We start from the raw sequence: 22,222 nt of genomic DNA, 5'->3' as shown, positions 1-22,222 counted from the left end.
GCCTGTCGCAGCAAGAAACGGGCCGCCGTTTCGGGACAGGCTGTCCCGATTCAGCCCTGAACCTTGGGCGCCGCGCCGCAGGCGCCGCAGACGGGCGTCCCGTTCCGGTCCGTCAGCATCAGGTCGCCGCACTCGGGGCAGGGGCCGGCCTGCGCCTGGACCTGGGGCGTGGTGCGCGGCGACGGCTCCTTCCGGCCGAAGGGGGCGACGATCAGATTGTCGGGCGCCGCGCCTCGAGCGAAGCCCTTGGAGATGAAACGGGCGGCGGGCACGGGCTGGGGCGCGTCGGCGGGAGCCCCGTCCATGCCGTCCAGATTGGCGGCCTCGGGCGTGACCTGGGCCAGCTCGCGTCGGTCCAGATAGGAGACGCCCAGTTCGCGGAACACATAGTCGAGGATGGAGGTCGCCGAGCGAATGGAGTCATTGCCCGTGACCCGTCCCGACGGCTCGAACCGGGTGAAGACGAAGGCGTCGACGAACTCGTCCAGCGGCACGCCGTATTGCAGGCCTATGGAGATGGCGATGGCGAAGTTGTTCATCATCGAGCGGAAGGCGGCGCCTTCCTTGTGCATGTCGATGAAGATCTCGCCCAGTTCGCCGTCTTCGTATTCGCCGGTGTGGATATAGACCTTGTGGCCGCCGACCGAGGCCTTCTGGATATAGCCCTTGCGGCGGTCGGGCAGGCGGCGGCGGGTACGGTCGCGCTCGATCACCTTCTCCACCACGCGCTCGACGGTGCGGGGCGCGGCCTCAAGGGCGGACGCAGCCTCGGCGCGGCGCGGGGCCTCGACCTCGGGCAGGCGCAGGCGGAAATCGGCAGGGGCCTCGGCCCGGCGCAGCACGGCGGCGCGGCGGCTGTCGAGGGCTGCGTCAGCCAGGGCGCGGGCCAGATCCAGCCGATCGGCGCGCCAGTCCAACGTGACGGGGGCCAGGTCGGGGGCGTCGCTGAAGGGTTCGACAGCGCGGCGCAGGTCAGCCTCCAGCGCCTCGCCGGATCGGGACAGCAGCGACCGAAGCGCCTCGGGCGCCGCGTCCCAGTCGGACAGGTCGGGACGGCCGAAAACATGGTCCGCCGCCGCCCGGATCGCGGCCTCGTCAAAGCCCAGACGCGGCAGCAGGGCTTCGCCCGGCGCCAAGGTCAGGCCCAGTACGTCGCCGATGAAGCCCTCGTCCAGCACGGGCGGCGCGAAGGCGTCGACGAAATCCTCGACCGTGGCCAGGGCGCGCTCGATCCCCTCCAGTTCCAGATCGGTGAAGCCCAGTTCGCGCAGGCGAGCGTGGCTGACGCCCGGCGCCTCGGCCAGGGTGCGGCGCCCGAACAGATGGCGCTCGGCGGCTTCAACGTCGGCGCCCGCGCGGGTCAGGGCGACGGCCAACGCCGGGCGCAGGCGGCGCTCGACCTCGCCGTCCGCCGTCTGCCAGACGTCCGTCGCCGCGAAGGGCGAGACGCCGAGGCGCAGGGCCAGTTCGGCGTCGTCGGCGAACAGGCTGATCATCGCGTGACGACGACCGTGGGCGCGCAGAGCCTCGACCGGCTCGCCGCGTTCGGTCAGGGCGGCCAGGGTTTCGTCCTTCACCGTCTCCCACTCGGCGCAGGGGCCGAGGCGCGCGGCCAGATCGGTGGAGGCGGCGTTGGCCCAGCGTGCGAGCTTGGCGGCCAGAACCGAGGCTGGAGCGGCGGGCGCGGCGGCGTCCTGCGCCACGGCCCAGTCGGCCAGACCGCCTGGACCCAGTGCGATGGGGCGTGCGGCGGCGCGCCGATCATCGCTCGAGATATCCAGCGTCAGGTCCAGCGCCGTCACAAGCAATGCGGTCAGGGCGGCCAGCGCCTCCTCGAAGTCGTCTCCGAAGGCGGCGGCCAGAGCGGGGAGGCTGAGCGTCGCGCGGGCGGCCAGCGTGGCATCGGCGGCGGCGTCCGCATCGGCGGGCGCGAAGACGGCGACGACGGGGCCTTCCAGCGCCGCCTCGGCGACGGCGAGGGCCAGCGGTCCGCCGGCGGCGGCCGTATCGGGCTGGGCCAGCACGATCAGCGGCGCCTGTGCGGCATCGACCGGCGGCGCAGCGCCTGCCGAAAGGCCCTCGCCCTTGATGGCGCGCAGGATGTCCGCATCGGCGGCGCCGCACTGTCGCGCGACATGGGCGGCGCGGGTCAGGGCGGGGTTGGAGGCGGGATCGGCGCAGGCGGCCGCATCGCCCTCGCACCGCGCCACGGCGTCGGCCACGTTCGCCAGCGCCTGGGCCAGGGCCTCGGCGGCCTGAGCGGACAGCCGGTCGCGGCGCCAGACGGCGGCCTGCTGCGCCAGTCGGCGCTCGGCCTCGGGCTCGGACAGGTCCAGACGCAGGGCGTCGGAGACGCGGGCGGCCGCATCGCTGAGGGCGGTCAGGCCCAGCAGGACCGCGCCGGTCAGCTCCGCCTCGAATCGGCGACCTTCGGCGGCGTTGGCGAAGACGCCGCCTTCGCGTCCGACATGGGCGAGACGCTCGGCCCAGTCATGGACGGCGCCGTTCAGCGGAAGGTCGGGACGGGAAGCGGAGGGTGCGTCAGTCCAGTCCAGCCAGGCTTCGACCTGGACATCGGACCAGGCGGAAGGGGCCAGGACGATCTCGACGGCGTCGGCGCGCTCGATCTCGCGCGGCTCGACGGCGACGTCGGCGGCCAGGGGAGCAAACAGGGGCTTGAAGCGCATCGGGCGTCTCCCACGCTGGGTCTGGAGCGTGTCCTGCGGACAGCCTAACGGGGTCGAGCGACGCCCTTCAATAGATGTTGCGGCCGCAAGGGGTGTTGCCCACAAGATGTTGAGGCGTTTCCGGCACGCTCCCTGCTGGACGCGGGGCGTCGCGGTTTCTATGATCGGCCTGCGCCGCCGGACCTCCCCGGGGCGGTGGATTCGAGTGAGTTCGACGACGTGCTGAGCAAGATCTTCACCTGGTGGAACGGCGCCACGATCGGCACCCTGTTCACCGTTGGCAAACGCGGCCAGCTGGTCGGCACGGACGAGTTCGGCAATCGCTATTACGAATCCCGCGACGCCGTCAGTTATGACGGCCGCAAGCGCCGCTGGGTCATCTATGACGGCTACGCCGAGGCGACCAAGGTGCCGCCGGAATGGCAGGGCTGGCTGCGCTACACCTATGACGAGAGCCCGGCCGAGCGCCCGCTGCCCCGTCAGGCGTGGGAGAAGGATCATCTGCCGAACCTGACCGGCACGCCGATGGCGCGTCGTCCGCAGGGTTCGCTGGCCGCCCTGGGCCAACGCCCCGCCGCCACCGGCGACTATCAGGCCTGGAGCCCGGAATGACCTTTCGCCATGTCCTGCTGGCCGGGGTGGTCGTCGCGGGACTGGCGATCTCGGGCGCGGGCGTGGCCAGCGTCCTGATGGACCTGCCGCAGGACGCGACGCCTGCGCCGGCCGATCCCATCGGCGACCTGCTGCGCGACACCAGTCGTACGCCGCTGCAACCGACCCAGCCGTCTCAGCCGCAGACGCCGCCCGCGAACGGCGGTCAGGCTCCGGCCGCCAATCCGACGGCGCCGGGCGCACCCGCGCAGCCGGGCGTCCCGACCGTGGCGATCCAGGGACAGGAAGTCGCCGTTCAGGAAGAAGTGCCAGAAGAACTGGTGGTCGAGGAGGAAGAGGTCGCGCCTGCGCCCGCGGCTCCCGCCACGCCGCCTGGCGTGCGCCAGCGTCGCCGCATCGCCGTCATCCAGGCGGTAGACAAGACCACGGCCGAGACCATGCGGTTTGAGGTCGAGGTGGGCGGCCGCCCGGTGCGTTTCGGCAAGACCCTGATCTTCAAGGCGCGGGCCTGCGAGGTCTCGGCTTCCGACGAAATGACCGAGGACGCCATCGCCTATATGGAGGTCGGGGTTCAGCCGCGCGGTCTGGCGGCGCCGACCGAGGCGCGGCAGGTTTTCAGGGGTTGGATGTTCGCTTCATCGCCGAGCGTCAGCGGGATGCAGCACCCCGTCTATGACGCCTGGGTGGTCGGCTGTAAGGCGTAAGCCACGGCCTCGGCCCCGCTCATTGGGGCTGTGAAGGCGTCCATGTCCGGCTCGGCCTGCAGAGCCCAGGGCAGCATCCGCAGATAGGCCTCCTGGGGCGTTTCGACCGCGCCGAACTGGCTGAGGTGGTCGGTCAGGAACTGGGCGTCCAGCAGTCGCCATCCTCCCGTCTTCAGTCGCGCGACCAGGTGGACCAGCGCGACCTTGGACGCATCCGTCGCCCGGCTGAACATGCTCTCGCCGAAGAAGGCGCCGCCCAAGGTGACGCCATAGAGGCCGCCGACCAGCGCCTCGTCCCGCCAGCACTCGACGCTGTGGGCGAAGCCGCGTTGATGCAGTTCGATGTAGAGGCGGCGAATCGGGGCGTTGATCCAGGTGTCTTCGCGGCCCGGCGCGGAGGCGGCGCAGGCGTCCAGCACAGCCGCGAAGGCCGTGTTCACTCGCACTTGAAACGGATCGCTCCGAACGGTGCGGCGCAGGCGTGCCGGAATGTGGAAGCGATCCAGCGGTATGACGCCCCTCTGGTCCGGCTCGACCAGGAAGACGCGCGGATCGTCGCGCGCCTCGGCCATGGGAAAGACGCCCCGAGCGTAGCAGGCGAGCAGCGCCTCCGGTCCGAAGACGTCGGAAGGGCCGCTCGCGCTGAAGCCGGGCTCGTCGGGAGCCTTGGGCAAGGCGGGCCTTTAGGCCTTGGCTTTCTGCGCCGCCGCCCACTTCTCCAGCCAGTGGATGTCGTAGTCGCCCGACAGGATGTCCGGCTCCTGCAACAGCTTCTGGAACAGGGGGATGGTGGTGTCGACGCCGCTGATGACCGTCTCGCCCAGACTGCGCTTGAGACGCGCCAGCGCTTCCTCGCGGTCGCGGCCGTGGACGATCAGCTTGCCGATCAGGCTGTCGTAATAGGGGGGGATCGAATAGCCGGCGAAGATGGCGCTATCCAGACGCACGCCAAGACCGCCCGGCGCGTGGAACTCGGTGATCGTGCCCGGCGAGGGGGTGAAGGTGTCCGGGTTCTCGGCGTTGATCCGCACCTCGATGGCGTGGCCCTCGAAGGTGATCTCTTCCTGCGTGAACGACAGCGGCAGGCCCGCGGCGATGCGGATCTGTTCGCGCACCAGATCGACGCCGGTGATCATTTCGGTGACCGGGTGTTCGACCTGCAGGCGGGTGTTCATCTCGATGAAGAAGAACTCGCCGTCCTCCCACAGGAACTCGATGGTGCCGGCGCCCAGGTAGCCGATGGCGGCGATGGCCTTGTTGACCGTCTCGCCGATCTTCTTGCGGCCCTCGGCCGACAGGGCGGGAGAGGGGGCCTCTTCCAGCACCTTCTGGTGACGGCGTTGCAGCGAGCAGTCCCGTTCGCCCAGGTGGACGACGTTGCCGTGGCTGTCGGCGATGACCTGGATCTCGATGTGGCGCGGCTTCTGGAGATAGCGCTCCATATACACGGCGCCGTTGCCGAAGGCGGCCAGGGCCTCGGCCTGGGCCGTCTGCACGGCCTCGACCAGATCATCGGCCGTCTGGGCCACCTTCATGCCGCGACCGCCGCCGCCGGCGGCCGCCTTGACGATCAGGGGGAAGCCGATGGCCTTGGACGCCTCGATGGCCTGTTCGACCGTCTCGACCTCGCCGTCAGAGCCGGGGACGACGGGGATGCCCGCGTCCTTCACGGCCTGCTTGGCGGTGATCTTGTCGCCCATGATGCGGATGTGGTCCGGCTTGGGACCGATGAAGGTCATGCCGTGGGCTTCGATGATCTCGGCGAAGCGGGCGTTCTCGGCCAGGAAGCCGTAGCCGGGGTGGATCGCCTGGGCGCCGGTGATTTCCGCCGCCGCGATGATCGAGGGGATGTTCAGATAGGACTTGGCCGCCGGCGCCGGGCCGATGCAGACGCTCTCGTCGGCCAGACGCACCCACATGGCGCCGCGGTCGGCCTCGGAGTGAACGGCGACGGTGGAGATTCCCATCTCCTTGCACGCCCGGTGGATGCGCAGCGCGATCTCGCCCCGGTTGGCGATCAGGACCTTGGTGAACATGGGGCTCAGGCTTCCAGCACGACCAGGGCTTCGCCGAACTCGACCGGCTGGGCGTCGCCCACCAGGATTTCAGCCACGACGCCGTCGCGCGGCGCCTGGATCGGGTTCATCGTCTTCATGGCCTCGACGATCAGCAGGGTCTGGCCCTTCTTGACCTTGTCGCCGGTCTTGATGAAGGGGTCCGAACCCGGCGCGGGCTGCAGATAGGCGGTGCCGACCATCGGCGACTTCACCTCTTCGCCCGAGCGGGCGACGATGGTCGCCGGGTCCGACGGCATGGAGACCGGGGCGGCCGCCGGAGCCGCGTGGGCGACCGGGGCCGGGGCGGCGGCGTACTGGATCGGAGCAGCGGCGACGGTGACTTCGCGCTTCACCTTGATCTTCAGATCGCCGCGCTCGACCTCGATCTCGGTCAGGTCGGTGTCGTTCAGGATGTCGGCCAGGCTGCGGACCAGATCGGCGTCGATGTTCTTGTTCTTGTCGTCGGACATGAGGGTCTCTTCTACTTGATCTTCAGACGGCGCGCGGCGGTCAGCCCTTGGCCCCGGCGCGGCGCGCCAGGTCCAGAGCGGCCCGGACGGCCAATTCATAGCTGCGGGGGCCGAAGCCGGCGATCACGCCGGTTGCGGCCAGGGACACATAGGAGTGATGCCGAAACGCCTCGCGTGCGGCGGGGTTCGAAAGGTGGCACTCGACCACGGGGATGCTCAGCGTCTTCAGCGCGTCCAGCAGGGCCACCGAGGTGTGGGTGAAGGCGGCCGGATTGATGACCAGGGCGTCGGCCTCGGCCCTAGCCTCCTGAATCCAGTCGACCAGCTGGCCTTCATGGTTCGACTGACGGAAGACGACACGCGCGCCTTGGGCCGCCGCCTCGCACATGACCTGAATGTCGGCCAGGGTCTCGTGGCCATAGATATCCGGCTCCCGAACCCCCAGCAGGTTCAGGTTCGGCCCGTTCAGGACATACAGGGTGAGAGTTTCGGGCATTCGCTCGCAAAACAGGCGCGCCGCCGCGCGGAATCGAGCGCGCGTTGTAGCCTAGGTGGCGCGCGGCGCAAAGCGGGCGGGGAAAAAGGGTGACGTAGGGGGAGGATTGAGACTGGGAGCGGACCTTGGGGAAGTCCGCCAAGGGGAGAAAGCGGACTCAGCTAGTGTAGCAAAAAGCGGGACCGAGCGATTCAATTGAGATCGGCTTTTGTACAGTGATCTCTGAGCGCCACAGCCCCAGATGACCCGACCCAAACAGGTAGCGTGTCCTGTATCCGATGAAGGTGACCAAAAATGGCTGGACTGGATAGCAGTTTAGGCTTTCATCGGCCGGTTCTCCTACGCGGATTTCTTGTTCCGCCGGGTGGTCCAGCCAATCCGTCGCTTTATACGGTGGACGTTGTGTTGGCACCGTGGTTGCGCCTTCCACAAATGTAGACCCTTCGAACTCGTACAGCCAGACGCCAGAGAACTCACGTGAGCGGCCCTCTATCCTGAAGTCCGAGCACGCAGAAAGTGCTAGTCCAAGCGCAGCCGCCGTGATCAGCCTAGGTGCCATCAACTTAAAGAACCATGTTTCTTGATGTCTGCGAAGGGTCGAAAGCGGCTGAGGCCGTGCATTTGATGTCTCGCGCCTAAATCCCCATATCTGACGCCCACCCTGCATCCTCTGGAGCGAACAGTTTGCGTATCGAAGTCAACGGCGAGGCGCGGGACACCGCCGCCACGACCATTCTGGGTTTGGTTCAGGAGTTGTCGCTGGACCCCAAGAAGGTGGCGGTCGAGCGCAATCTGGAGATCGTGCCGCGTTCGCTGCACGGCGAGACGGCGCTGGCAGAGGGCGACAGGATCGAACTGGTGCAGTTCGTGGGCGGGGGCTGAGGCCCTACCTCCGCCGTCATCCTCGGCCTTGTGCCGAGGATCGAGACACGCGCCGGTCGTAAAGTTTGGCTCCGCGCTTTGAGCGTCCTGCCTCGAGTCTATGGATCCTCGGCACAAGGCCGAAGATGACGGGTGTGGGGGCGCAGAATAAGCGGGAAGGGCGTGATAGCTCATCAAATCCCGCAACGCCGCTTCCCCCCGGCGGCGGGCGGCGCTAGGTCACTAAACCATGACTGACACCGCTCCCCGCACCGACAACTGGACCGTCGCCGGCCGCACCTTCAACTCGCGCCTGATCGTGGGCACCGGCAAGTATCGCGACTACGCCCAGAACGCGGCGGCGGCCGAGGCTTCGGGCGCCGAGATGGTCACCGTGGCCGTGCGCCGGGTGAACCTGACCGATCCGAACCAGCCGGTGCTGACGGACTTCATCGATCCGAAGAAATACACCTATCTGCCGAACACGGCGGGCTGCTTCACCGGTGAGGATGCGGTGCGGACCCTGCGTCTGGCGCGTGAGGCGGGCGGCTGGACCCTGGTCAAGCTGGAGGTTCTGGCGGACCCCAAAACCCTGTTCCCCGACATGGAGGAGACCCTGCGGTCGCTGAAGCTGCTGACCGCCGAGGGCTTCGAGGTGATGGTCTATTGCACCGACGATCCGGTCTATGCGCGCAAGCTGGAGGACGCGGGCGCCGTGGCCATCATGCCGCTGGGCGCGCCGATCGGCTCGGGCCTGGGGGTGCAGAACCCGATCAACATCCGCCTGATCGTCGAGCAGTCCAAGGTGCCGGTGCTGGTCGATGCAGGCGTCGGCACGGCGTCGGACGCGGCCATCGCCATGGAACTGGGCTGCGACGGCGTGCTGATGAACACCGCCATCGCCGAGGCGCGCGATCCCCTGCTGATGGCCAGCGCCATGAAGCACGCGGTCATCGCCGGGCGTGAATCCTATCTGGCGGGGCGGATGAAGAAGCGGTTCTACGCCGATCCGTCCTCGCCGCTGGCGGGGCTGATCTGAGAAGGCTTGGGGGCTGACCGGAAGGTCAGCCCTTTTTCTTGGCCGCTTCGATCAGGGCGCCGACCTCGCGCGGGTCGATGCCGGGGCTGGCGACGCCGTTGATGAAGAAGGTCGGCGTGCCTTGCAGGCCCAGAGCCGCCGCCGAGGCGTGGATGTCGGTGACGTGACGCGTCATCTCGGGGGCCGAGATGGCGGCGTTGGCCTTGGCCATGTCGACGCCGTTGTCGGCCAGGATGCGGTCGATGGCGGCGCGATCCAGCGCCCGTTCGGCCATCAGGGCGTCATAGACGGCCAGATACTTGCCCTGCTGATGCGCGGCCAGGGCGGCGCGGGCGGCGTACTGCGAGGTCACGTCGTCGCCGCGATCCAGAATCGGCCAGTCCTTGAAGACGAAACGCACCTCGGGGTGGGCGGCCATCAGGGCGCGATAATCATGAGCCACCGCCTTGCAGCCGGGGCAGCGGAAGTCGAAGAATTCGATCACCGTCACCTTGGCGTTCGCGGGACCAAAGGCCGGATCGCGCGGATCGGCGGCCAGCAGGGCCGGATTGGCGGCGGCGGCGGCGTTGATGGTCTGGACGCGCGACTGGGATTCCATCGTCTCGCGCGCGGCCAGGACTTCGTCCAGCACCTGAGGGTTGCTGATCAGATAGTCGCGCACCTTGCCGCCGAAACCCCCGCTCAGATAGGGGGCGGCCGACAGGGCCAGGGCCAGCGCCGACATGGCCACGGCGGCGCCGCCCAGCACCGTTCCTGACAGAGCGAACCGGCTTTTGGCGGCGGCAGGCGGCGTCACGGTAGGCTGATCGGTCGTCTGGCCGGGCTCCTGGCCAGATCGGGGGGGGGCGTCGGTCATCAAGGTCTCGTCAGGCGAAAAAAGAAGGCGGGTTCGGCGTCAGGCGCCGGGCGGGATGACGCCGGAGCGGCTGCGCTGCTCGTTGCGGCGTTCGGCGTCGATGATGTCCTTTTCGGTGGCGCCCGACGCCAGGACGATGTCGGTGGCGCGACGCCATTCGATGGAGCTGCGGTCCAGCATGTCGCGGGCGCGCATGGCGAATTGGGCGGCCTGATCGGGGCGGCGCAGGGCGAACCAGTATTCGGCCGAGGCCAGACGCGCCTCGCCCTCCTTGTTCTGGCTGGCGTAGGCCTGGGACAGCAGACGCCAGCCCATGGTGTTGTCCGGCTCCAGCGCCAGGGCGCGCTTCAGCTGGTTCTCGGCCTCGGCCAACTGGGTCGGGTCGCTGGTCTCGATCAGGGCGTGGGCCAGGTTGATGCGCAGCAGGGGGGCGTCCGGCTTCAGCTCGACCGACTTCTCATGCGCGCCCAGGGCTTCGGCCGGGCGGCCTTCCTCGAACAGGATCTGGCCCTTCAGCTCCCAGAAATAGGGATTTTCGGGCTGTTCGGCCAACAGGACGTCGACCGCGTCCAGCGCCTTCTGCGTCTGGCCGTCGCGATACCAGGCGATGGCGCGGGCGTAGCGGGCGGGCAGGGTGACGTCGCTGAACGGATAGTCGCGCAAAGTGGCGTTGGGCGCGTCCATGAAGGCGCGGATCTTGGCCACGACCAGGGCGTGCTGGGCCATCCGCTCGTCGCTGTCGCGCTTGTCGTAGTGGGAGGCGGCCTCGACGGGGCGGCGCAGGGCCTCGATCCGCTGGGAGGACAGAGGGTGGCTGCGGAAGTAGGGATAGCGGCGCTGATCCGAGAAGATTTCCTGCGCGCGGAAATTCTCGAAGAACTCGACCATGCCGCGCCCGGATTCCCCCGCGCGCTCCAACGCGCGGGCGCCGGTGATGTCGGCCTCGCCTTCCTGGCTCTGCATGTAGCGCAGGGCGCCGAGCGTGCCGAAATACTGGCTGGAGGCCAATAGAGCCGCGCCCGCGTCCGGCGCGCCCGCGATCGCGGCCAGGGCGCCCAGCGCCATGGTCATGATCATCGGCTGCATCCCGGCGTTCTGGGCGCCGTCACGCAGGGTGTGGCGGTTCTTGATATGGCCGGCCTCGTGGGCGATCACGCCCAGAAGCTGGTTGGGACTCTTGGTCCGCAGGATCAGGCCGGTGTTCAACCCCATGATCCGCCCGCGCGTGGCGAAGGCGTTCAGGTCGTTGTCGTTGACCAGCAGGATTTCGACCTCGTTCGGGTCCAGGCCCATGGCGTCGAGCACGGGCTCGGACCACTCATGGATGATGCCTTCGATCTCGGTGTCCCGGATCAGGCTCTGCGCCTGGGCTGACGCGGCCGAGGCCAGCACCGCAAGGGTGCCGAGCCCGGCGGCCAGATGGCGCCGGATGCGGGTTGCGGCGGGGGGCGTCCTGGTCATGACGAACTCCAGAGCGATAGTCTCCCCCGCAGCTTCCAGCTTAATCGTGTCCGATCAACGGCGCCACCAGCCCCGCTTGGGCTTGGCGGGCGGGGCGACGATCTGGTTCGGATCGTCGGCGATGATCGCGGCGATGTCGACCTCGGGCGTCGGCGCCGCAGCCGGCTCGGCCAGGACGACGGCCTCTTCGACGACAGCGTCGACGACGACCGGGGCTTCGGCCGGAGCCGCTTCGCCCAAGGCCTCTTCGAGGGCTTCCTCGATGGCCTGTTCGACGCGGGCGGCCACGGCGGGCGGCACATCCAGTTCAGCAACGACCGGCAGTTCAGTCACCACTGGCTGTTCGGCGGCGATCGGCTCGGCTTCGACCTCGGCCGGGGCGGTTTCAGGCGTCTCTTTCACGGCGGCGGCGTTGACCTTGCGGCGCACGCGGCGGCGCTTGGGCGCTTCGGCCTGTTCGACGGTCGGAGCGGCTTCGGCGGCAGGCGCCTCGGTCGTTTCGCCTTCGATCACCACGGCGATCGGCGTATCGGGCGAGCCGACGGGCGGCAGCCCCTCGTTGACCGCGCGGTCCTCGACCTTGGTCTCGTGGGCCAGTTCGCCCTGACCGCGACCCCGGCCGCGACCGCGACGACGGCGCGAGCGGCCGTTGCGGCCTTCTTCGGAAACGGCGACTTGATCCAGGCTGATGTCCTGAGCCGTCTCCTCGCCGGCGGCCTCGGACCGGCGCTCGTCCTTGCGTTCGGGGCGGGCCGCGGCCGGGTTGATGGGATCGAACCAGACGTAAGGGTCCTGCAGCGACGGCGTGCGGCCGCGCACCCAGGCGTAGACGTCGCGTTCGCCTTCCTCGCGCATCCGGCGACCGCCGCGACGGCCCCGGCGGCGGCGGCCGCCCCGGCTGTCGTCGTCATCGTCGGAAGCGGCGGCTTCGGCCTCCTCGTCACGACGTCCGCCGCGACGGCGACGGCGACGTCCGCCGCGGCTGTCGTCATCCTGTTCGGAGCGGGCGCGAGCCTCGTCGTCGTCCTCGTCCTCGCGGTCGAGATCGGCCTCGTCCTCGTCGTCGCCGAAGTCGTCTTCGTCCTCGGCGTCTTCGTCCTCGTCGTCATAGGCGCTGTCGTCGAAGCCGTCGTCGAGGTCGGCCAGGTCAATGTGGCTTTCGGGCGCGACGAAGTCTTCGTTCGTTTCAGTGCGCTCGATCGAGTGTTCGCCCTGGGCCAGGCTGTCGTCGATCTGGATGATGACGTTCAGGCCGCGCTGCTCCAGCAGGAACTGCAGATATTCGCGCTTGTGGTTCAGGATATACAGCGCCACGGCGGTCGAGACGCGCAGGTTCACCGACCCCGCGCCGTTCTTGCCGGCCTCGATGTCGACGGCGCGCAGGGTGGTCAGGGCCGCCGATTCGGCCGAGCGGACGCGCCCGGCGCCCTGGCAGCATTCGCAGACCTCGGTCGCGCCCTCGATCACGCCTAGGCGGCGGCGCTGACGGCTGATCTCCATCAGGCCGAAGCCGGAGATGCGGCCCATCTGGATGCGCGCACGGTCCTTCGCCAGGGCGTCCTTGAGGGCCTTCTCGACCGCGCGGTTGTTCTTGCCCTCGTCCATGTCGATGAAGTCGATGACGATCAGACCGGCCAGGTCGCGCAGGCGCAGCTGGCGGGCGGCCTCGACCGCGGCTTCCATGTTGGTCTTGGTCGCCGTGGCCTCGACGTTGCGCTCCTTGGTGGCGCGACCCGAGTTCACGTCGATGGCCACCAGGGCCTCGGTCTGGTTGATGACCAGATAGCCGCCCGACTTCAGCGGCACGACCGGCTGGTGAATCTGGGTCAGCACCTCTTCGATGCCGTTCGAGGCGAACAGCGGGCGCGAGCCCTGATAGAGGTGGATCTTCTTGGCCTGGGACGGCATCAGCACGCGCATGAAGTCGCGGGCCTGCTTGAAGCCCTCGACGCCCTCGACCTGAATGCCGTCGAAGTCCTTGTCGTACATGTCGCGCACGGCGCGGCGGACCAGGTTCTCTTCCTCGTGGATCATCGCCGGCGCGTTGGAGCGCAGGGTCAGTTCGCGGATCGTCTCCCACAGGCGCAGCAGGTATTCATAGTCGCGCTTGATCTCGGCGCGGGTGCGCTTGGCGCCCGCCGTGCGGATGATCAGGCCCATGCCCTGCGGCACCTTCAGCGCGGCGGCGGCGGATTTCAGCCGGCGACGGTCCGAGGTGTTGGTGATCTTGCGGCTGATGCCGCCGCCCTTGCCGGTGTTCGGCATCAGCACGCAGTAGCGGCCGGCCAGCGACAGCCAGGTGGTCAGGGCCGCGCCCTTGGCGCCGCGCTCGTCCTTGACGACCTGCACCAGCAGGATCTGGCGGCGCTTGATGACGTCCTGGATCTTGTAGCGGCGCATCAGGCGACGCTTCAGGCGTTCCTCGTCGGCCAGCTTGCCGTCGGAATCGGCGTCGTCGGATTCACGGCCCAGATCGTCTTCGTCCGCGTCGTCGTGCGCTTCGGCCATGATGGCTTCGCGGTCGGCGACCGGGATCTGATAATAGTCCGGGTGGATTTCGTTGAAGGCCAGGAAGCCGTGGCGGTTGCCGCCGTATTCGACGAAGGCGGCCTGCAGGCTGGGCTCTACGCGGGTGACCTTGGCGAGATAGATGTTGCCGCGAAGCTGGCGCCGCGCGCGGGATTCGAAATCGAATTCCTCAACCTGGCGGCCGTCCACGATCGCGACGCGGGTTTCTTCCGCGTGCGCCGCGTCTATCAACATGGTTTTTGACATTGAAGGTCTCTCTCAGGCGCGCCAGGCCGTGCGCCGCGAACGCAGTCGCGGGAATAGGGGCGGCTCGCCGAATGGAAATGGGAGCCAGGGCGCGCGTCATCCCCTCGCTGAAAGCGAGAGCGGCATGATCTTGCCGTTCGGGAGCGCAGGCGGGTCGGCCCATTGGGTTGTCGGTCCTGGGTCCGAACGCGCCGATCAAGGCCGCATCCCGAACCCGTATCTCCGGATCGACGGCCAGGCCGCGCGATCCTCGGAATTGGTGAAAGTTTCAGCGCCGCGAGGAGGGCGCGCCTGATCCCGAACAGATGACGGGCGGCGCGATCGTTCGCATGCGGAACCGATAATAGGCATATGCTGCGGAAAATAAAAGAACCGAGGCGGTAAGAGGTCTTAACGAAATCCTTAAACCCTGGGGTCATGCTGGCCTCTAAACTGCAGGGCGATTTCCCTCTGATGTTGGGTCGGTGGCGTGACAATCTGAGCCGTTGGGGCGTGCGCGAATGGTCGATGACCGGCCTGGCGTTCGTCGTCATCTGCCTTGTCGTGTTCACGGCGACGCGGGGCCTGGCCTTCGGTCCGGACGGCGAGATCGTGCGTCTTCGCTTCGGCGGCGACGCCCAGCGGACTCGCGTGGTGCTGGATCTGGGACGCTCGACGCGCGGTCAGGTGATCGAGGACGGTTCGGCTGGACGGGTCATCCTGTCCCTGGCGGGCGTCAGTCCGGCGCGGGGGCTGGAGGGCAGCGGCGCGGGCCTGGTGCGCGGATATGAGGTCAGCGCGGCCTCAGGCGCGTCGCGCGTGCGGCTGGACCTGGCGCGCGGCGCCGAGATCGAGCGTCGCTTCCTGCTGCCGCCCGGCGACGGGGTGGACCACTATCGCTATGTCATCGACCTGAAGGCCACGGGCGCCGCTGCGGCGGTTCCGGTCGCCGCGCCGCGTCGCGAACAGGCCCGCGCCGAGAAGCCTCTGATCGTCATCGACGCCGGCCACGGCGGCCGCGATCCCGGCGCCCAGGGCCAGCATGTTCAGGAAAAGGCCGTCACCCTGGCCGCCGCTCGGGATCTCAAGGCGGCGCTGGAGCGCACAGGCCGCTATCGCGTGCGCCTGACCCGCGACGGCGACGTCTATGTGATCCACGGCCGTCGGGTGCAGATCGCCCGCGACGCCGGAGCGGATTTGTTCATCTCGCTGCACGCCGACGCGGGGGCGGACCCGGCGCTGCGCGGCGCCAGCGTCTACACCCTGTCCGAACAGGGCGCCGGTCGCGCCGTGCGCGAGTTCACCAAGGGCGACGACTGGCAACGCGACCTGCGCCTGCCGGGGCGCGACGCCTCGGTCGACCGCATCCTGCTGGACATGACCCAGCGCGCCACCCAGAACCGCTCGGCCCAGTTCGCGCGGGTGCTGCTGACCCATATCGAGGGGGACAACCACCCCCTGCTGCGCCGCAGCCACCGCGATGCGGGCCTGGCCGTGCTGCTGGCGCCTGACGTTCCGGCCGTCCTGTTGGAGATGGGCTTCATCACCAACCCGGAAGACGAGCGCGTCCTGAGCGACGAACGCGCCCGCCGTCGCCTGATGCGCTCGGTCGCCGAGGGCATCGACCGCTACTTCCGCGAACCGGCCGCGCCGGTGATGGTCGCCGGAGACATCGCCGGGGGCTGAAGCCTCAGGCCTCCAGCGCGACCTTTGCGCGTCTGAAGACATCCTCGAACATCTCGGCCGTCAGTCGGCCGGTGTTCGTGTTGAGTCGCGAGCAGTGATAGCTGTTGATCAGGGTGTAGGGACCGACCTTGCCCTCGACCCCGTGCCCGGCGGGAATGGCCGAGCCGGGATAGCCCAGGGTGCGCAGGATGCTGCGCCGGGACACGTCGCCCAGGGTCACGATCACCTTCAGCCGGGGCAGGGCGGACAGCCGATCCACCAGGAAGGGGCGGCACGTATTCTCCTCCGTCGCCGTCGGCTTGTTCTGAGGCGGGGCGCAGCGGACGGCGTTGGTGATCATGCAGTCGACCAGCGTCAGGTCGTCGTCGCCGTTCGGGTCATAGCGGCCCTGGGCGAAACCGGTCTTCTTCAGCGTGTCGTACAGCAGCCAGCCGGCGTGGTCCCCGGTGAAGGGGCGTCCGGTCCGGTTAGCGCCGGTGCGGCCCGGCGCCAATCCCGCGATCAGCAGCCGTGCGTTCGGATCGCCGAAGGAGGGCGCAGGGCCGTTCCACCAGTCCGGGTTCTGGCGCGCGTTCTCGGCCCGGTAGGCGACCAGACGCGGGCACAGGGGACAGTCGCGGGGCGGCTCGGGATTCAACTCGGCGCTCAGTCGGGGGCTCACGCGCGGTCGCTCCGGTCCAGGGTGCGGGCCACGCCTTGATTCATCGGAGCCTTGGGCTTGCCGACCTGGTTCATGATGTCGGCCAGATCGATGAAGGCGTCAGCCTGGCGGCGCAGGTCGTCGGAGATCTGGGGCGGCTGGCTCTTGACCGTCGAGACGACGGTGACGCGCACGCCCTTGGCCTGCATCGCCTGGACCAGACGACGGAAGTCGCCGTCGCCCGAGAACAGCACCGCCTGATCCAGACGCGGCGCCAACTCGAGCATGTCGACCGCGATCTCGATGTCCATATTGCCCTTGGTGCGGCTATGGCCCTGGGCGTCGGTGAAGCGCTTCACCGGTTTGGTCACGACGGTGAAGCCGTTGTAGTCGAGCCAGTCGACGAGGGGACGGACAGGCGAGAATTCTTCGCCCTCGACCACGGCCGTGTAATAATAGGCGCGCACCAGCCGGCCTTCGCCGACGAACCAGGTGGAGAGCTTCTTGAAGTCGAGGTCGCAGTTCAGGGCGCGCGCCGCCGAATAGAGGTTGGCGCCGTCGATGAACAGGGCGATGCGGTCGTCGGGGTGGTCGGTCATGAACGAAAATGAGTCCGTCGATATGGTCGAGAAAATGAAGGTCCCGACCGACGCCGTCGGGGAATCCCGGCCCGACATCGATCTGGACGCGGCAGTCATCGTCGCACTGGGCTGCAATGACAAGGGCGATTGGTCGTCCTGCGTCGAGGCGCTGGAGGCGGCGCTGGCCCGATTCCGCGCCGAGGGCGTGGATGTTCTGGCTCGTTCGTCCTGGTGGTCGTCGCAAGCCTGGCCCGATCCGACTGATCCGCCGTTCCTGAACGGCGTGGCCGTGGTAAGCACCGCTCATGACGCTCCGACCCTGATGCGGACCCTGGGGCGGATCGAGGATCTGTTCGGCCGGGTGCGGACGGCGCGCAATGCGCCGCGGACGCTGGATCTGGACCTGATCGCCTATGGGCGTCTCAGCGGGGATCTGAACGGGCTGATCCTGCCGCACCCGCGCGCGGCGGACCGGCTGTTCGTCATGGGGCCGCTGGCGGAGGTCGCGCCGGAGTGGGTGCATCCCGTCTGCGGCGGCTCGGCGAAGGACCTGGCGGAGCGCGCCGGCGTGGGGCGCGATGCGCGGCCTTTGCCGCATTGATGTCGACGCGTCGCCGGGGCAGGGTGGGGCGATGACACCGGGAGACATGACATGAGCCTCGCCCTGTTGATGACGATGGCCGCCCTTCTGGCAGCCCAGGACGGGGCGACGCCCGCTTCGCCGCCTGCGGGCGTCGGACGGGTCGTGCGGGAGGCGGATGTCCGCGTGATGCAGCCGCCGCCGCATAACGGGACGGGCATGAGCACGGCCTATCGCATCAGCGACGGCGTGCCGAACCGGGCGATGGAGTTCCGCAAGCGGGTCCTGCACGCGGGGGCCTCGATCGGCCTGCATCCCATCGCTCATGACGAGGTCTATTATGTCGTCAGCGGCGCCGGCGTGGTCAGCAGCGACGGGAAGGATGCCGTTGTCGGACCCGGCGACGCGGCCTATCTTTACGACGGCAATGTCGTCGGCATTCGCCAGACGGGGGACGAGGATCTGGTTCTGATCATCTCCTATCCGCTGTCGAAGCGGCGGGATTGACCGGAAAACCGCCTCAATGCCGCCTTCGCGGCGTTGCACAATTAGCTTTCACCCTATATTTTGTGCGGTTCTCCCTGCCGCCAGAGGAAATTCATGGCCCGCGTCACTGTCGAAGACTGCATCGAAAAGGTGCCGAACCGCTTTGGTCTGGTTCTGCTGGCCGGTCACCGCGCCCGCAACATCGCCAACGGCGCCCCGCTGACGCTGGACCGCGACAACGACAAGAACCCGGTCGTCGCCCTGCGCGAACTGGCCGAGGACACCGTCACCCCGGACGAACTGCGCGAGAACATCATCACCACCCTGCAACGGGTCGATGAACGCACCGAGGCCGAGGACGAAGCCGAGGTCGTGGCCCTGCTGGCCGAGCCGCAGCACATGAACATGGCTGAGGCCGAACTGATCCGCGCGCTGCAAAGCGACCGCGACGGGGGCCAGGAGGAGCGCTACTGACGGCCGACCCGGTCACCAAGGTAGCAAGACGGGCGGCGCGACCTCAGACGGACACGCCGATGGACCCCGCCGCGAATCTGCAGGACAAGACATCGGCGTCGTCTCTTTCCGAGGCGGCGCCGAAGTCGTCTGAAGGCCCTGCATTGTCTGATACCAAGCGCGCACCGATCATGCGCCAGTTCGAACTGATCGAGGCGGTCAAGGCCTATGACCCGACCGCCGACGAGGCGCTGCTGAACCGCGCCTATGTCTATGCGATGAAGATGCACGGCTCGCAGCTGCGGGCCTCGGGCGATCCCTATTTCGCCCACCCGATCCAGGTCGCGGGCATTCTGACGGATTACCGCCTGGACACGGCGACCATCGTCACCGCCCTGCTGCACGACGTGGTCGAGGACACGTCCGCCACCCGCGACGACATCGCCGAGATGTTCGGCGAGGAGATCGCCGTCCTGGTCGAAGGCGTCACCAAGCTGTCGCGGCTGGAGTTGCAGGCCGAGCACACGCGTCAGGCCGAGAACCTGCGCAAATTCATCCTGGCCATCAGCCGGGACGTGCGGGTGCTGCTGGTCAAGCTGGCCGACCGTCTGCACAACATGCGCACCCTCCACTTCGTGAAGCCGGAGAAGCGCGAGCGCATCAGCCGCGAAACGCTGGAAGTCTATGCGCCGCTGGGTCGGTCGATCGGCATCCACTCCATCGCCGCTGAGCTGGAAGAACTGGCGTTCGAGCATCTGAACGCCACGGCGCGCGTCGCCATCCAGCGTCGTCTGGAAGCCCTGAAGCTCGAGAACGGCAGCGCCATCGAGGCCGTTTCGCCCGAGATCGAGCGCGTCCTGTCCGAGGCCGGCGTCCAGGCGCGGGTCAAGGGGCGGGAGAAGACGCCCTATTCCATCTGGCGCAAGCTGCAGCGCAAGACTGTGGGCTTCTCGTCCCTGTCGGACATCTACGGCTTCCGCGTCATCGTCGAGAGCGAGGACGACTGCTATCGCGCCCTGGGCGTCATTCACCGCGCGTGGCCGATGGTGCCGGAGCGGTTCAAGGACTTCATCTCGACGCCGAAGTCGAACAACTACCGGTCCCTGCACACGACGGTGGTCGGGCCGGGCGGCCTGCGCATCGAGATGCAGATCCGCACCGAGGCCATGGATCGCGTGGCCGAGGACGGGGTGGCGGCGCACTGGCGCTACAAGAACCAGTCCTACGGCTTCGACCGTGAGGCGATGGAGGCTGACGGCGGCCGCGACCCCCTTCTGAACCTGCGCCATCTGGTTCAGGTGATCGAGCACGGAGAGGGGGGAGAGGACTGGGTCGAGCACGCCAAGCTCGAAATGTATCTGGACCAGGTCTTCGTCTTCACGCCCAAGGGGACGCTGATCACCCTGCCGCGCGGCGGGATGCCGCTGGATTTCGCCTACGCTGTCCACACCGAGGTTGGCGACACGGCCGTGGGGGTCAAGATCAACGGCGAGCTGAAGCCCATGCGCACGGCGCTTCAGAACGGCGACGTGGTCGAGATCATCCGCGGGACCAAGCGCGAGGCGCCCACCGACTGGCGCAGCCTGACCGTCACGGGCCGGGCGCGCTCGGCCATCCGTCGATTCATCCGCTCGTCGGAGCGCGAAGAGTTCGTGCGCCTGGGCAAGACGACGCTGGAGCAGACGCTGGAGCGGGCGGGCAAGTCGCTGGCCGACGTCAAGCTGACGGAGGTGCTGAAGACCTTCGCCATGCCGTCTGAAGAAGACATGTTCGACGCGATCGGTCGCGGCCGCCTGACCGCGACGCGCGTGGCCGAGACCCTGTTCCCGGCGCTGAAGGGGCAACTGAAGGCCGGGCCGGAGCGCAAGCGCATCGGCGAGGAATCGCCGCGTCTGTTCGTGCGCGGCGGCGGTCTGACGCCCGGCGTCAGCATCCATTTCGGCCAGTGTTGTTCGCCCGTGCCGGGCGACCGCATCGTCGGCATTCTTGAGCCGGACAAGGGGCTGACGGTCCACACCATCGACTGCCAGACCCTGGCCGATTTCGCCGACGACGATTCCGTCTGGCAGGATCTGCAGTGGACGCCGCAGGCCGAGCGCAGCGCCGTCGGCTCGGTCAAGCTGCACGCCACCCTCACCAATGCGCGCGGCGTGCTGGGGCAGGTGGCCTCCATCATCGGCGAGGCCGGCGGCAATATCCTGAACCTGTCGATGGCCCACCGTCAGCACGACTTCTATGACGTCAACATCGACGTGGAGGTCGAGGACGCCCGCCACGCCACCATGATCATTGCGGCGCTGAGGGCCAATCCCTACGTCGATACGGTCGATCGCGCGCGCGGCTGAGCCGACGCTGACGCCATCAGTTTTTTCAAAGGTCGTAATGTCTCCCGAACAACAAAAGCTCGCCAATGAGGCCCAGATGGCCTCGCCCTCCTATCGTCTGGCCGCCCTGGATCAGGACTTCCTGCTGGGCGAGTCGATGCGCGGCGTGCGCTTCCTGATGGAGTATGAGAAGGCCGAGCAGGCGCTGAAGGCCTGGGGCGTGCGTTCGACCATCGTGGTCTTCGGCAGCGCCCGTGTCGGCGTGAACGGCGACGGCCGCCACGCCTATTGGTACGAGCAGGCGCGCGAGTTCGGCCGCATCGCCTCCGAACGCGGCGGCGCCTTCCGGGGCGAACCGGGCGAGGTGCGCGACAACGTCATCGCCACGGGCGGCGGACCGGGCATCATGCAGGCCGCCAACCAGGGCGCGCACGAGGCCGGGGCGCCGTCCATCGGCTTCAACGTCACCCTGCCGCACGAGCAGTTCCCGAACCCGTGGTCGACGCCCGAACTGACGTTCCAATTCCACTACTTCGCCATGCGCAAGATGCACCTGGCCATGCGGGCCAATGCGCTGGTGGTCTTCCCCGGCGGTTTCGGCACCTTGGACGAACTGTTCGAGATCCTGACTCTGCGCCAGACCGACAAGGCGCCGCCCATCCCCATCGTGCTGTTCGACGAGGCCTACTGGCGCTCGGTGATCAATTTCGACGCCCTGATCGAGCACGGCATGGTGAAGGCGTCGGACATGGAGCTGTTCGCCTTCGCCGACGACGCCGAGACGGTGTGGACCCGGTTGCTGGAAGGCGGGTTGAAGCCCAACTGCGACATCAAATAGGGCGCGGGTTGAGGGCTGCCGTCACAGGGTCTAAGGACGGCTTTCATGAACACTGAAGACGTCCTCAACGAATTCCGCGACGCCGGCGCCCTGCGCGAAGGCCATTTCGTCCTCTCGTCCGGCCTGCACAGCCCGGTCTTCCTGCAGAAGAACCTGGTCTTCATGGACGGCGCCCGCTGCGAGCGTCTGTGCAAGGCGCTGGCGGAAAAGATCGTCGCCACGGTCGGCCCGGTCGATGCGGCGATCTCGCCCGCCGTCGGCGGCATCATCCCCGGCTATGAGACGGCCAAGCATCTGAACGTCCGCTCCATGTACGTCGAGCGCGAGGGCGGCGAGTTCAAGCTGCGTCGCGGCTTCTCGGTCGAGCCGGGCGAGAAGATCGTCATGGTCGAGGACATCGTCACCACGGGCCTGTCGTCGCGCGAATGCATCGCTGCGATCCAGAAGGCGGGTGGCGAAGTCGTCGCCGCCGCCTGCATCGTCGACCGTTCGGGCGGCAAGGTCGATGTGGGCGTGCCCCTGATCGCCCTGGCCTCGATGGAAGTGCCGGCCTATCCGGCCGATGCCCTGCCGCCGGAACTGGCCGCCCTGCCGGTCGAGGATCCGGGCAGCCGCCGGTTGTCGAAGTAGAGAAGAG

At 68.2% G+C, this 22,222-nt stretch carries 21 protein-coding genes; 11 read left to right on the top strand and 10 right to left on the bottom strand.

Annotated features, from left to right (window positions below):
- Positions 1 to 50 precede the first annotated feature (50 nt).
- Positions 51 to 2,687: a TSCPD domain-containing protein gene (locus tag ACWIDZ_RS01785; protein ID WP_453988486.1), complete on the bottom strand. Its 2,637-nt coding sequence runs from the start codon at positions 2,685 to 2,687 to the stop codon at positions 51 to 53.
- A 219-nt stretch (positions 2,688 to 2,906) separates the two neighbouring features.
- Here ACWIDZ_RS01785 and ACWIDZ_RS01780 point away from each other — a divergent pair, with 219 nt between their 5' ends.
- Positions 2,907 to 3,299 carry an NADH:ubiquinone oxidoreductase subunit NDUFA12 gene (locus ACWIDZ_RS01780; protein WP_291776067.1) on the top strand — a complete coding sequence of 131 codons (393 nt, stop codon included), beginning with the start codon at positions 2,907 to 2,909 and terminating at the stop codon, positions 3,297 to 3,299.
- On the top strand, positions 3,296 to 4,003 hold the full coding sequence (locus ACWIDZ_RS01775) for a DUF2155 domain-containing protein (protein ID WP_291774348.1): 708 nt from the start codon (positions 3,296 to 3,298) through the stop codon (positions 4,001 to 4,003). The genes ACWIDZ_RS01780 and ACWIDZ_RS01775 overlap by 4 nt, the downstream gene beginning before the upstream one ends.
- Here the strand turns inward: ACWIDZ_RS01775 and aat are convergent.
- Genes aat through aroQ form a run of 4 tightly spaced genes read right to left on the bottom strand, consistent with a single transcriptional unit; the run spans position 3,970 to position 7,026 of the window.
- Positions 3,970 to 4,677, bottom strand: coding sequence for a leucyl/phenylalanyl-tRNA--protein transferase (aat, locus tag ACWIDZ_RS01770; RefSeq protein ID WP_422388327.1), 708 nt, complete (start codon positions 4,675 to 4,677; stop codon positions 3,970 to 3,972). The genes ACWIDZ_RS01775 and aat overlap by 34 nt on opposite strands.
- A 9-nt stretch (positions 4,678 to 4,686) precedes the next feature.
- A complete protein-coding gene (accC, locus tag ACWIDZ_RS01765; protein ID WP_291774351.1) occupies positions 4,687 to 6,039 on the bottom strand; it encodes an acetyl-CoA carboxylase biotin carboxylase subunit in 1,353 nt (450 codons plus the stop codon).
- A 5-nt stretch (positions 6,040 to 6,044) separates the two neighbouring features.
- Complete coding sequence (gene accB, locus ACWIDZ_RS01760; protein WP_343829543.1) at positions 6,045 to 6,530, bottom strand: acetyl-CoA carboxylase biotin carboxyl carrier protein; 486 nt, start codon at positions 6,528 to 6,530, stop codon at positions 6,045 to 6,047.
- A gap of 40 nt (positions 6,531 to 6,570) precedes the next feature.
- The gene (gene aroQ, locus ACWIDZ_RS01755; protein WP_453988487.1) at positions 6,571 to 7,026 is read right to left on the bottom strand and encodes a type II 3-dehydroquinate dehydratase; all 456 of its coding nucleotides are present in this window, start codon (positions 7,024 to 7,026) and stop codon (positions 6,571 to 6,573) included.
- 684 nt (positions 7,027 to 7,710) lie between these two features.
- Here aroQ and thiS point away from each other — a divergent pair.
- Positions 7,711 to 7,908: a sulfur carrier protein ThiS gene (thiS, locus tag ACWIDZ_RS01750; protein WP_003168098.1), complete on the top strand. Its 198-nt coding sequence runs from the start codon at positions 7,711 to 7,713 to the stop codon at positions 7,906 to 7,908.
- A gap of 229 nt (positions 7,909 to 8,137) precedes the next feature.
- Positions 8,138 to 8,926: a thiazole synthase gene (locus tag ACWIDZ_RS01745; protein WP_415289534.1), complete on the top strand. Its 789-nt coding sequence runs from the start codon at positions 8,138 to 8,140 to the stop codon at positions 8,924 to 8,926.
- Positions 8,927 to 8,951: 25 nt separating this feature from the next.
- Here ACWIDZ_RS01745 and ACWIDZ_RS01740 read toward each other — a convergent pair whose 3' ends face one another.
- The 3 genes from ACWIDZ_RS01740 to ACWIDZ_RS01730 are packed head-to-tail and all read right to left on the bottom strand — an operon-like array spanning position 8,952 to position 14,018.
- The gene (locus ACWIDZ_RS01740; protein WP_453988488.1) at positions 8,952 to 9,782 is read right to left on the bottom strand and encodes a thioredoxin domain-containing protein; all 831 of its coding nucleotides are present in this window, start codon (positions 9,780 to 9,782) and stop codon (positions 8,952 to 8,954) included.
- A gap of 39 nt (positions 9,783 to 9,821) precedes the next feature.
- Entirely contained in the window at positions 9,822 to 11,243 is a 1,422-nt protein-coding gene (locus ACWIDZ_RS01735; RefSeq protein ID WP_453988489.1) for a M48 family metalloprotease, read from the bottom strand.
- 54 nt (positions 11,244 to 11,297) lie between these two features.
- Positions 11,298 to 14,018 carry an Rne/Rng family ribonuclease gene (locus ACWIDZ_RS01730; protein ID WP_453988490.1) on the bottom strand — a complete coding sequence of 907 codons (2,721 nt, stop codon included), beginning with the start codon at positions 14,016 to 14,018 and terminating at the stop codon, positions 11,298 to 11,300.
- A 453-nt stretch (positions 14,019 to 14,471) separates the two neighbouring features.
- On the opposite strand from ACWIDZ_RS01730, the gene ACWIDZ_RS01725 reads away from it, so the two are divergent.
- Positions 14,472 to 15,683, top strand: a complete 1,212-nt coding sequence (locus ACWIDZ_RS01725) for an N-acetylmuramoyl-L-alanine amidase family protein (protein WP_453988721.1) — start codon at positions 14,472 to 14,474, stop codon at positions 15,681 to 15,683.
- 4 nt (positions 15,684 to 15,687) lie between these two features.
- Here the strand turns inward: ACWIDZ_RS01725 and ACWIDZ_RS01720 are convergent, their stop codons facing one another.
- Both ACWIDZ_RS01720 and ACWIDZ_RS01715 read right to left on the bottom strand, forming a co-directional pair.
- Positions 15,688 to 16,344 carry a uracil-DNA glycosylase gene (locus ACWIDZ_RS01720; protein ID WP_453988491.1) on the bottom strand — a complete coding sequence of 219 codons (657 nt, stop codon included), beginning with the start codon at positions 16,342 to 16,344 and terminating at the stop codon, positions 15,688 to 15,690.
- Entirely contained in the window at positions 16,341 to 16,922 is a 582-nt protein-coding gene (locus ACWIDZ_RS01715) for a LabA-like NYN domain-containing protein (protein ID WP_291774399.1), read from the bottom strand. The genes ACWIDZ_RS01720 and ACWIDZ_RS01715 overlap by 4 nt, the downstream gene beginning before the upstream one ends.
- Positions 16,923 to 16,944: 22 nt before the next feature.
- Here ACWIDZ_RS01715 and folK point away from each other — a divergent pair, with 22 nt between their 5' ends.
- The 6 genes from folK (at position 16,945) to pyrE (ending at position 22,215) form a co-directional block, all read left to right on the top strand.
- A complete protein-coding gene (gene folK / locus ACWIDZ_RS01710) occupies positions 16,945 to 17,505 on the top strand; it encodes a 2-amino-4-hydroxy-6-hydroxymethyldihydropteridine diphosphokinase (RefSeq protein WP_453988492.1) in 561 nt (186 codons plus the stop codon).
- A gap of 51 nt (positions 17,506 to 17,556) precedes the next feature.
- Complete coding sequence (locus ACWIDZ_RS01705; RefSeq protein WP_453988493.1) at positions 17,557 to 17,991, top strand: cupin domain-containing protein; 435 nt, start codon at positions 17,557 to 17,559, stop codon at positions 17,989 to 17,991.
- 93 nt (positions 17,992 to 18,084) lie between these two features.
- Positions 18,085 to 18,444 carry a DNA-directed RNA polymerase subunit omega gene (gene rpoZ, locus ACWIDZ_RS01700; RefSeq protein WP_003165386.1) on the top strand — a complete coding sequence of 120 codons (360 nt, stop codon included), beginning with the start codon at positions 18,085 to 18,087 and terminating at the stop codon, positions 18,442 to 18,444.
- A gap of 59 nt (positions 18,445 to 18,503) precedes the next feature.
- Complete coding sequence (locus ACWIDZ_RS01695) at positions 18,504 to 20,768, top strand: RelA/SpoT family protein (RefSeq protein WP_291774410.1); 2,265 nt, start codon at positions 18,504 to 18,506, stop codon at positions 20,766 to 20,768.
- 37 nt (positions 20,769 to 20,805) lie between these two features.
- Complete coding sequence (locus tag ACWIDZ_RS01690) at positions 20,806 to 21,585, top strand: LOG family protein (protein ID WP_134580523.1); 780 nt, start codon at positions 20,806 to 20,808, stop codon at positions 21,583 to 21,585.
- A gap of 45 nt (positions 21,586 to 21,630) precedes the next feature.
- Positions 21,631 to 22,215: an orotate phosphoribosyltransferase gene (gene pyrE / locus ACWIDZ_RS01685; RefSeq protein WP_046654221.1), complete on the top strand. Its 585-nt coding sequence runs from the start codon at positions 21,631 to 21,633 to the stop codon at positions 22,213 to 22,215.
- The last annotated feature ends 7 nt before the right edge of the window (positions 22,216 to 22,222 follow it).

This window comes from Brevundimonas sp. NPDC055311, assembly GCF_053645695.1.
This window is presented reverse-complemented; position numbering and strand designations above follow the sequence as displayed.

Bases quoted from the DNA above. Each gene is read 5' to 3' on its own strand.
- ACWIDZ_RS01740 (WP_453988488.1), bottom strand. From the start codon at position 9,782: ATGACCGACGCCCCCCCCCGATCTGGCCAGGAGCCCGGCCAGACGACC.
- accB (WP_343829543.1), bottom strand. From the start codon at position 6,530: ATGTCCGACGACAAGAACAAGAACATCGACGCCGATCTGGTCCGCAGC.
- ACWIDZ_RS01775 (WP_291774348.1), top strand. From the start codon at position 3,296: ATGACCTTTCGCCATGTCCTGCTGGCCGGGGTGGTCGTCGCGGGACTG.
- ACWIDZ_RS01690 (WP_134580523.1), top strand. From the start codon at position 20,806: ATGTCTCCCGAACAACAAAAGCTCGCCAATGAGGCCCAGATGGCCTCG.
- pyrE (WP_046654221.1), top strand. From the start codon at position 21,631: ATGAACACTGAAGACGTCCTCAACGAATTCCGCGACGCCGGCGCCCTG.
- ACWIDZ_RS01745 (WP_415289534.1), top strand. From the start codon at position 8,138: ATGACTGACACCGCTCCCCGCACCGACAACTGGACCGTCGCCGGCCGC.
- accC (WP_291774351.1), bottom strand. From the start codon at position 6,039: ATGTTCACCAAGGTCCTGATCGCCAACCGGGGCGAGATCGCGCTGCGC.
- rpoZ (WP_003165386.1), top strand. From the start codon at position 18,085: ATGGCCCGCGTCACTGTCGAAGACTGCATCGAAAAGGTGCCGAACCGC.
- aroQ (WP_453988487.1), bottom strand. From the start codon at position 7,026: ATGCCCGAAACTCTCACCCTGTATGTCCTGAACGGGCCGAACCTGAAC.
- ACWIDZ_RS01715 (WP_291774399.1), bottom strand. From the start codon at position 16,922: ATGACCGACCACCCCGACGACCGCATCGCCCTGTTCATCGACGGCGCC.
- ACWIDZ_RS01725 (WP_453988721.1), top strand. From the start codon at position 14,472: ATGTTGGGTCGGTGGCGTGACAATCTGAGCCGTTGGGGCGTGCGCGAA.
- ACWIDZ_RS01705 (WP_453988493.1), top strand. From the start codon at position 17,557: ATGAGCCTCGCCCTGTTGATGACGATGGCCGCCCTTCTGGCAGCCCAG.
- folK (WP_453988492.1), top strand. From the start codon at position 16,945: ATGGTCGAGAAAATGAAGGTCCCGACCGACGCCGTCGGGGAATCCCGG.
- ACWIDZ_RS01695 (WP_291774410.1), top strand. From the start codon at position 18,504: ATGGACCCCGCCGCGAATCTGCAGGACAAGACATCGGCGTCGTCTCTT.
- ACWIDZ_RS01730 (WP_453988490.1), bottom strand. From the start codon at position 14,018: ATGTCAAAAACCATGTTGATAGACGCGGCGCACGCGGAAGAAACCCGC.
- ACWIDZ_RS01735 (WP_453988489.1), bottom strand. From the start codon at position 11,243: ATGACCAGGACGCCCCCCGCCGCAACCCGCATCCGGCGCCATCTGGCC.
- ACWIDZ_RS01785 (WP_453988486.1), bottom strand. From the start codon at position 2,687: ATGCGCTTCAAGCCCCTGTTTGCTCCCCTGGCCGCCGACGTCGCCGTC.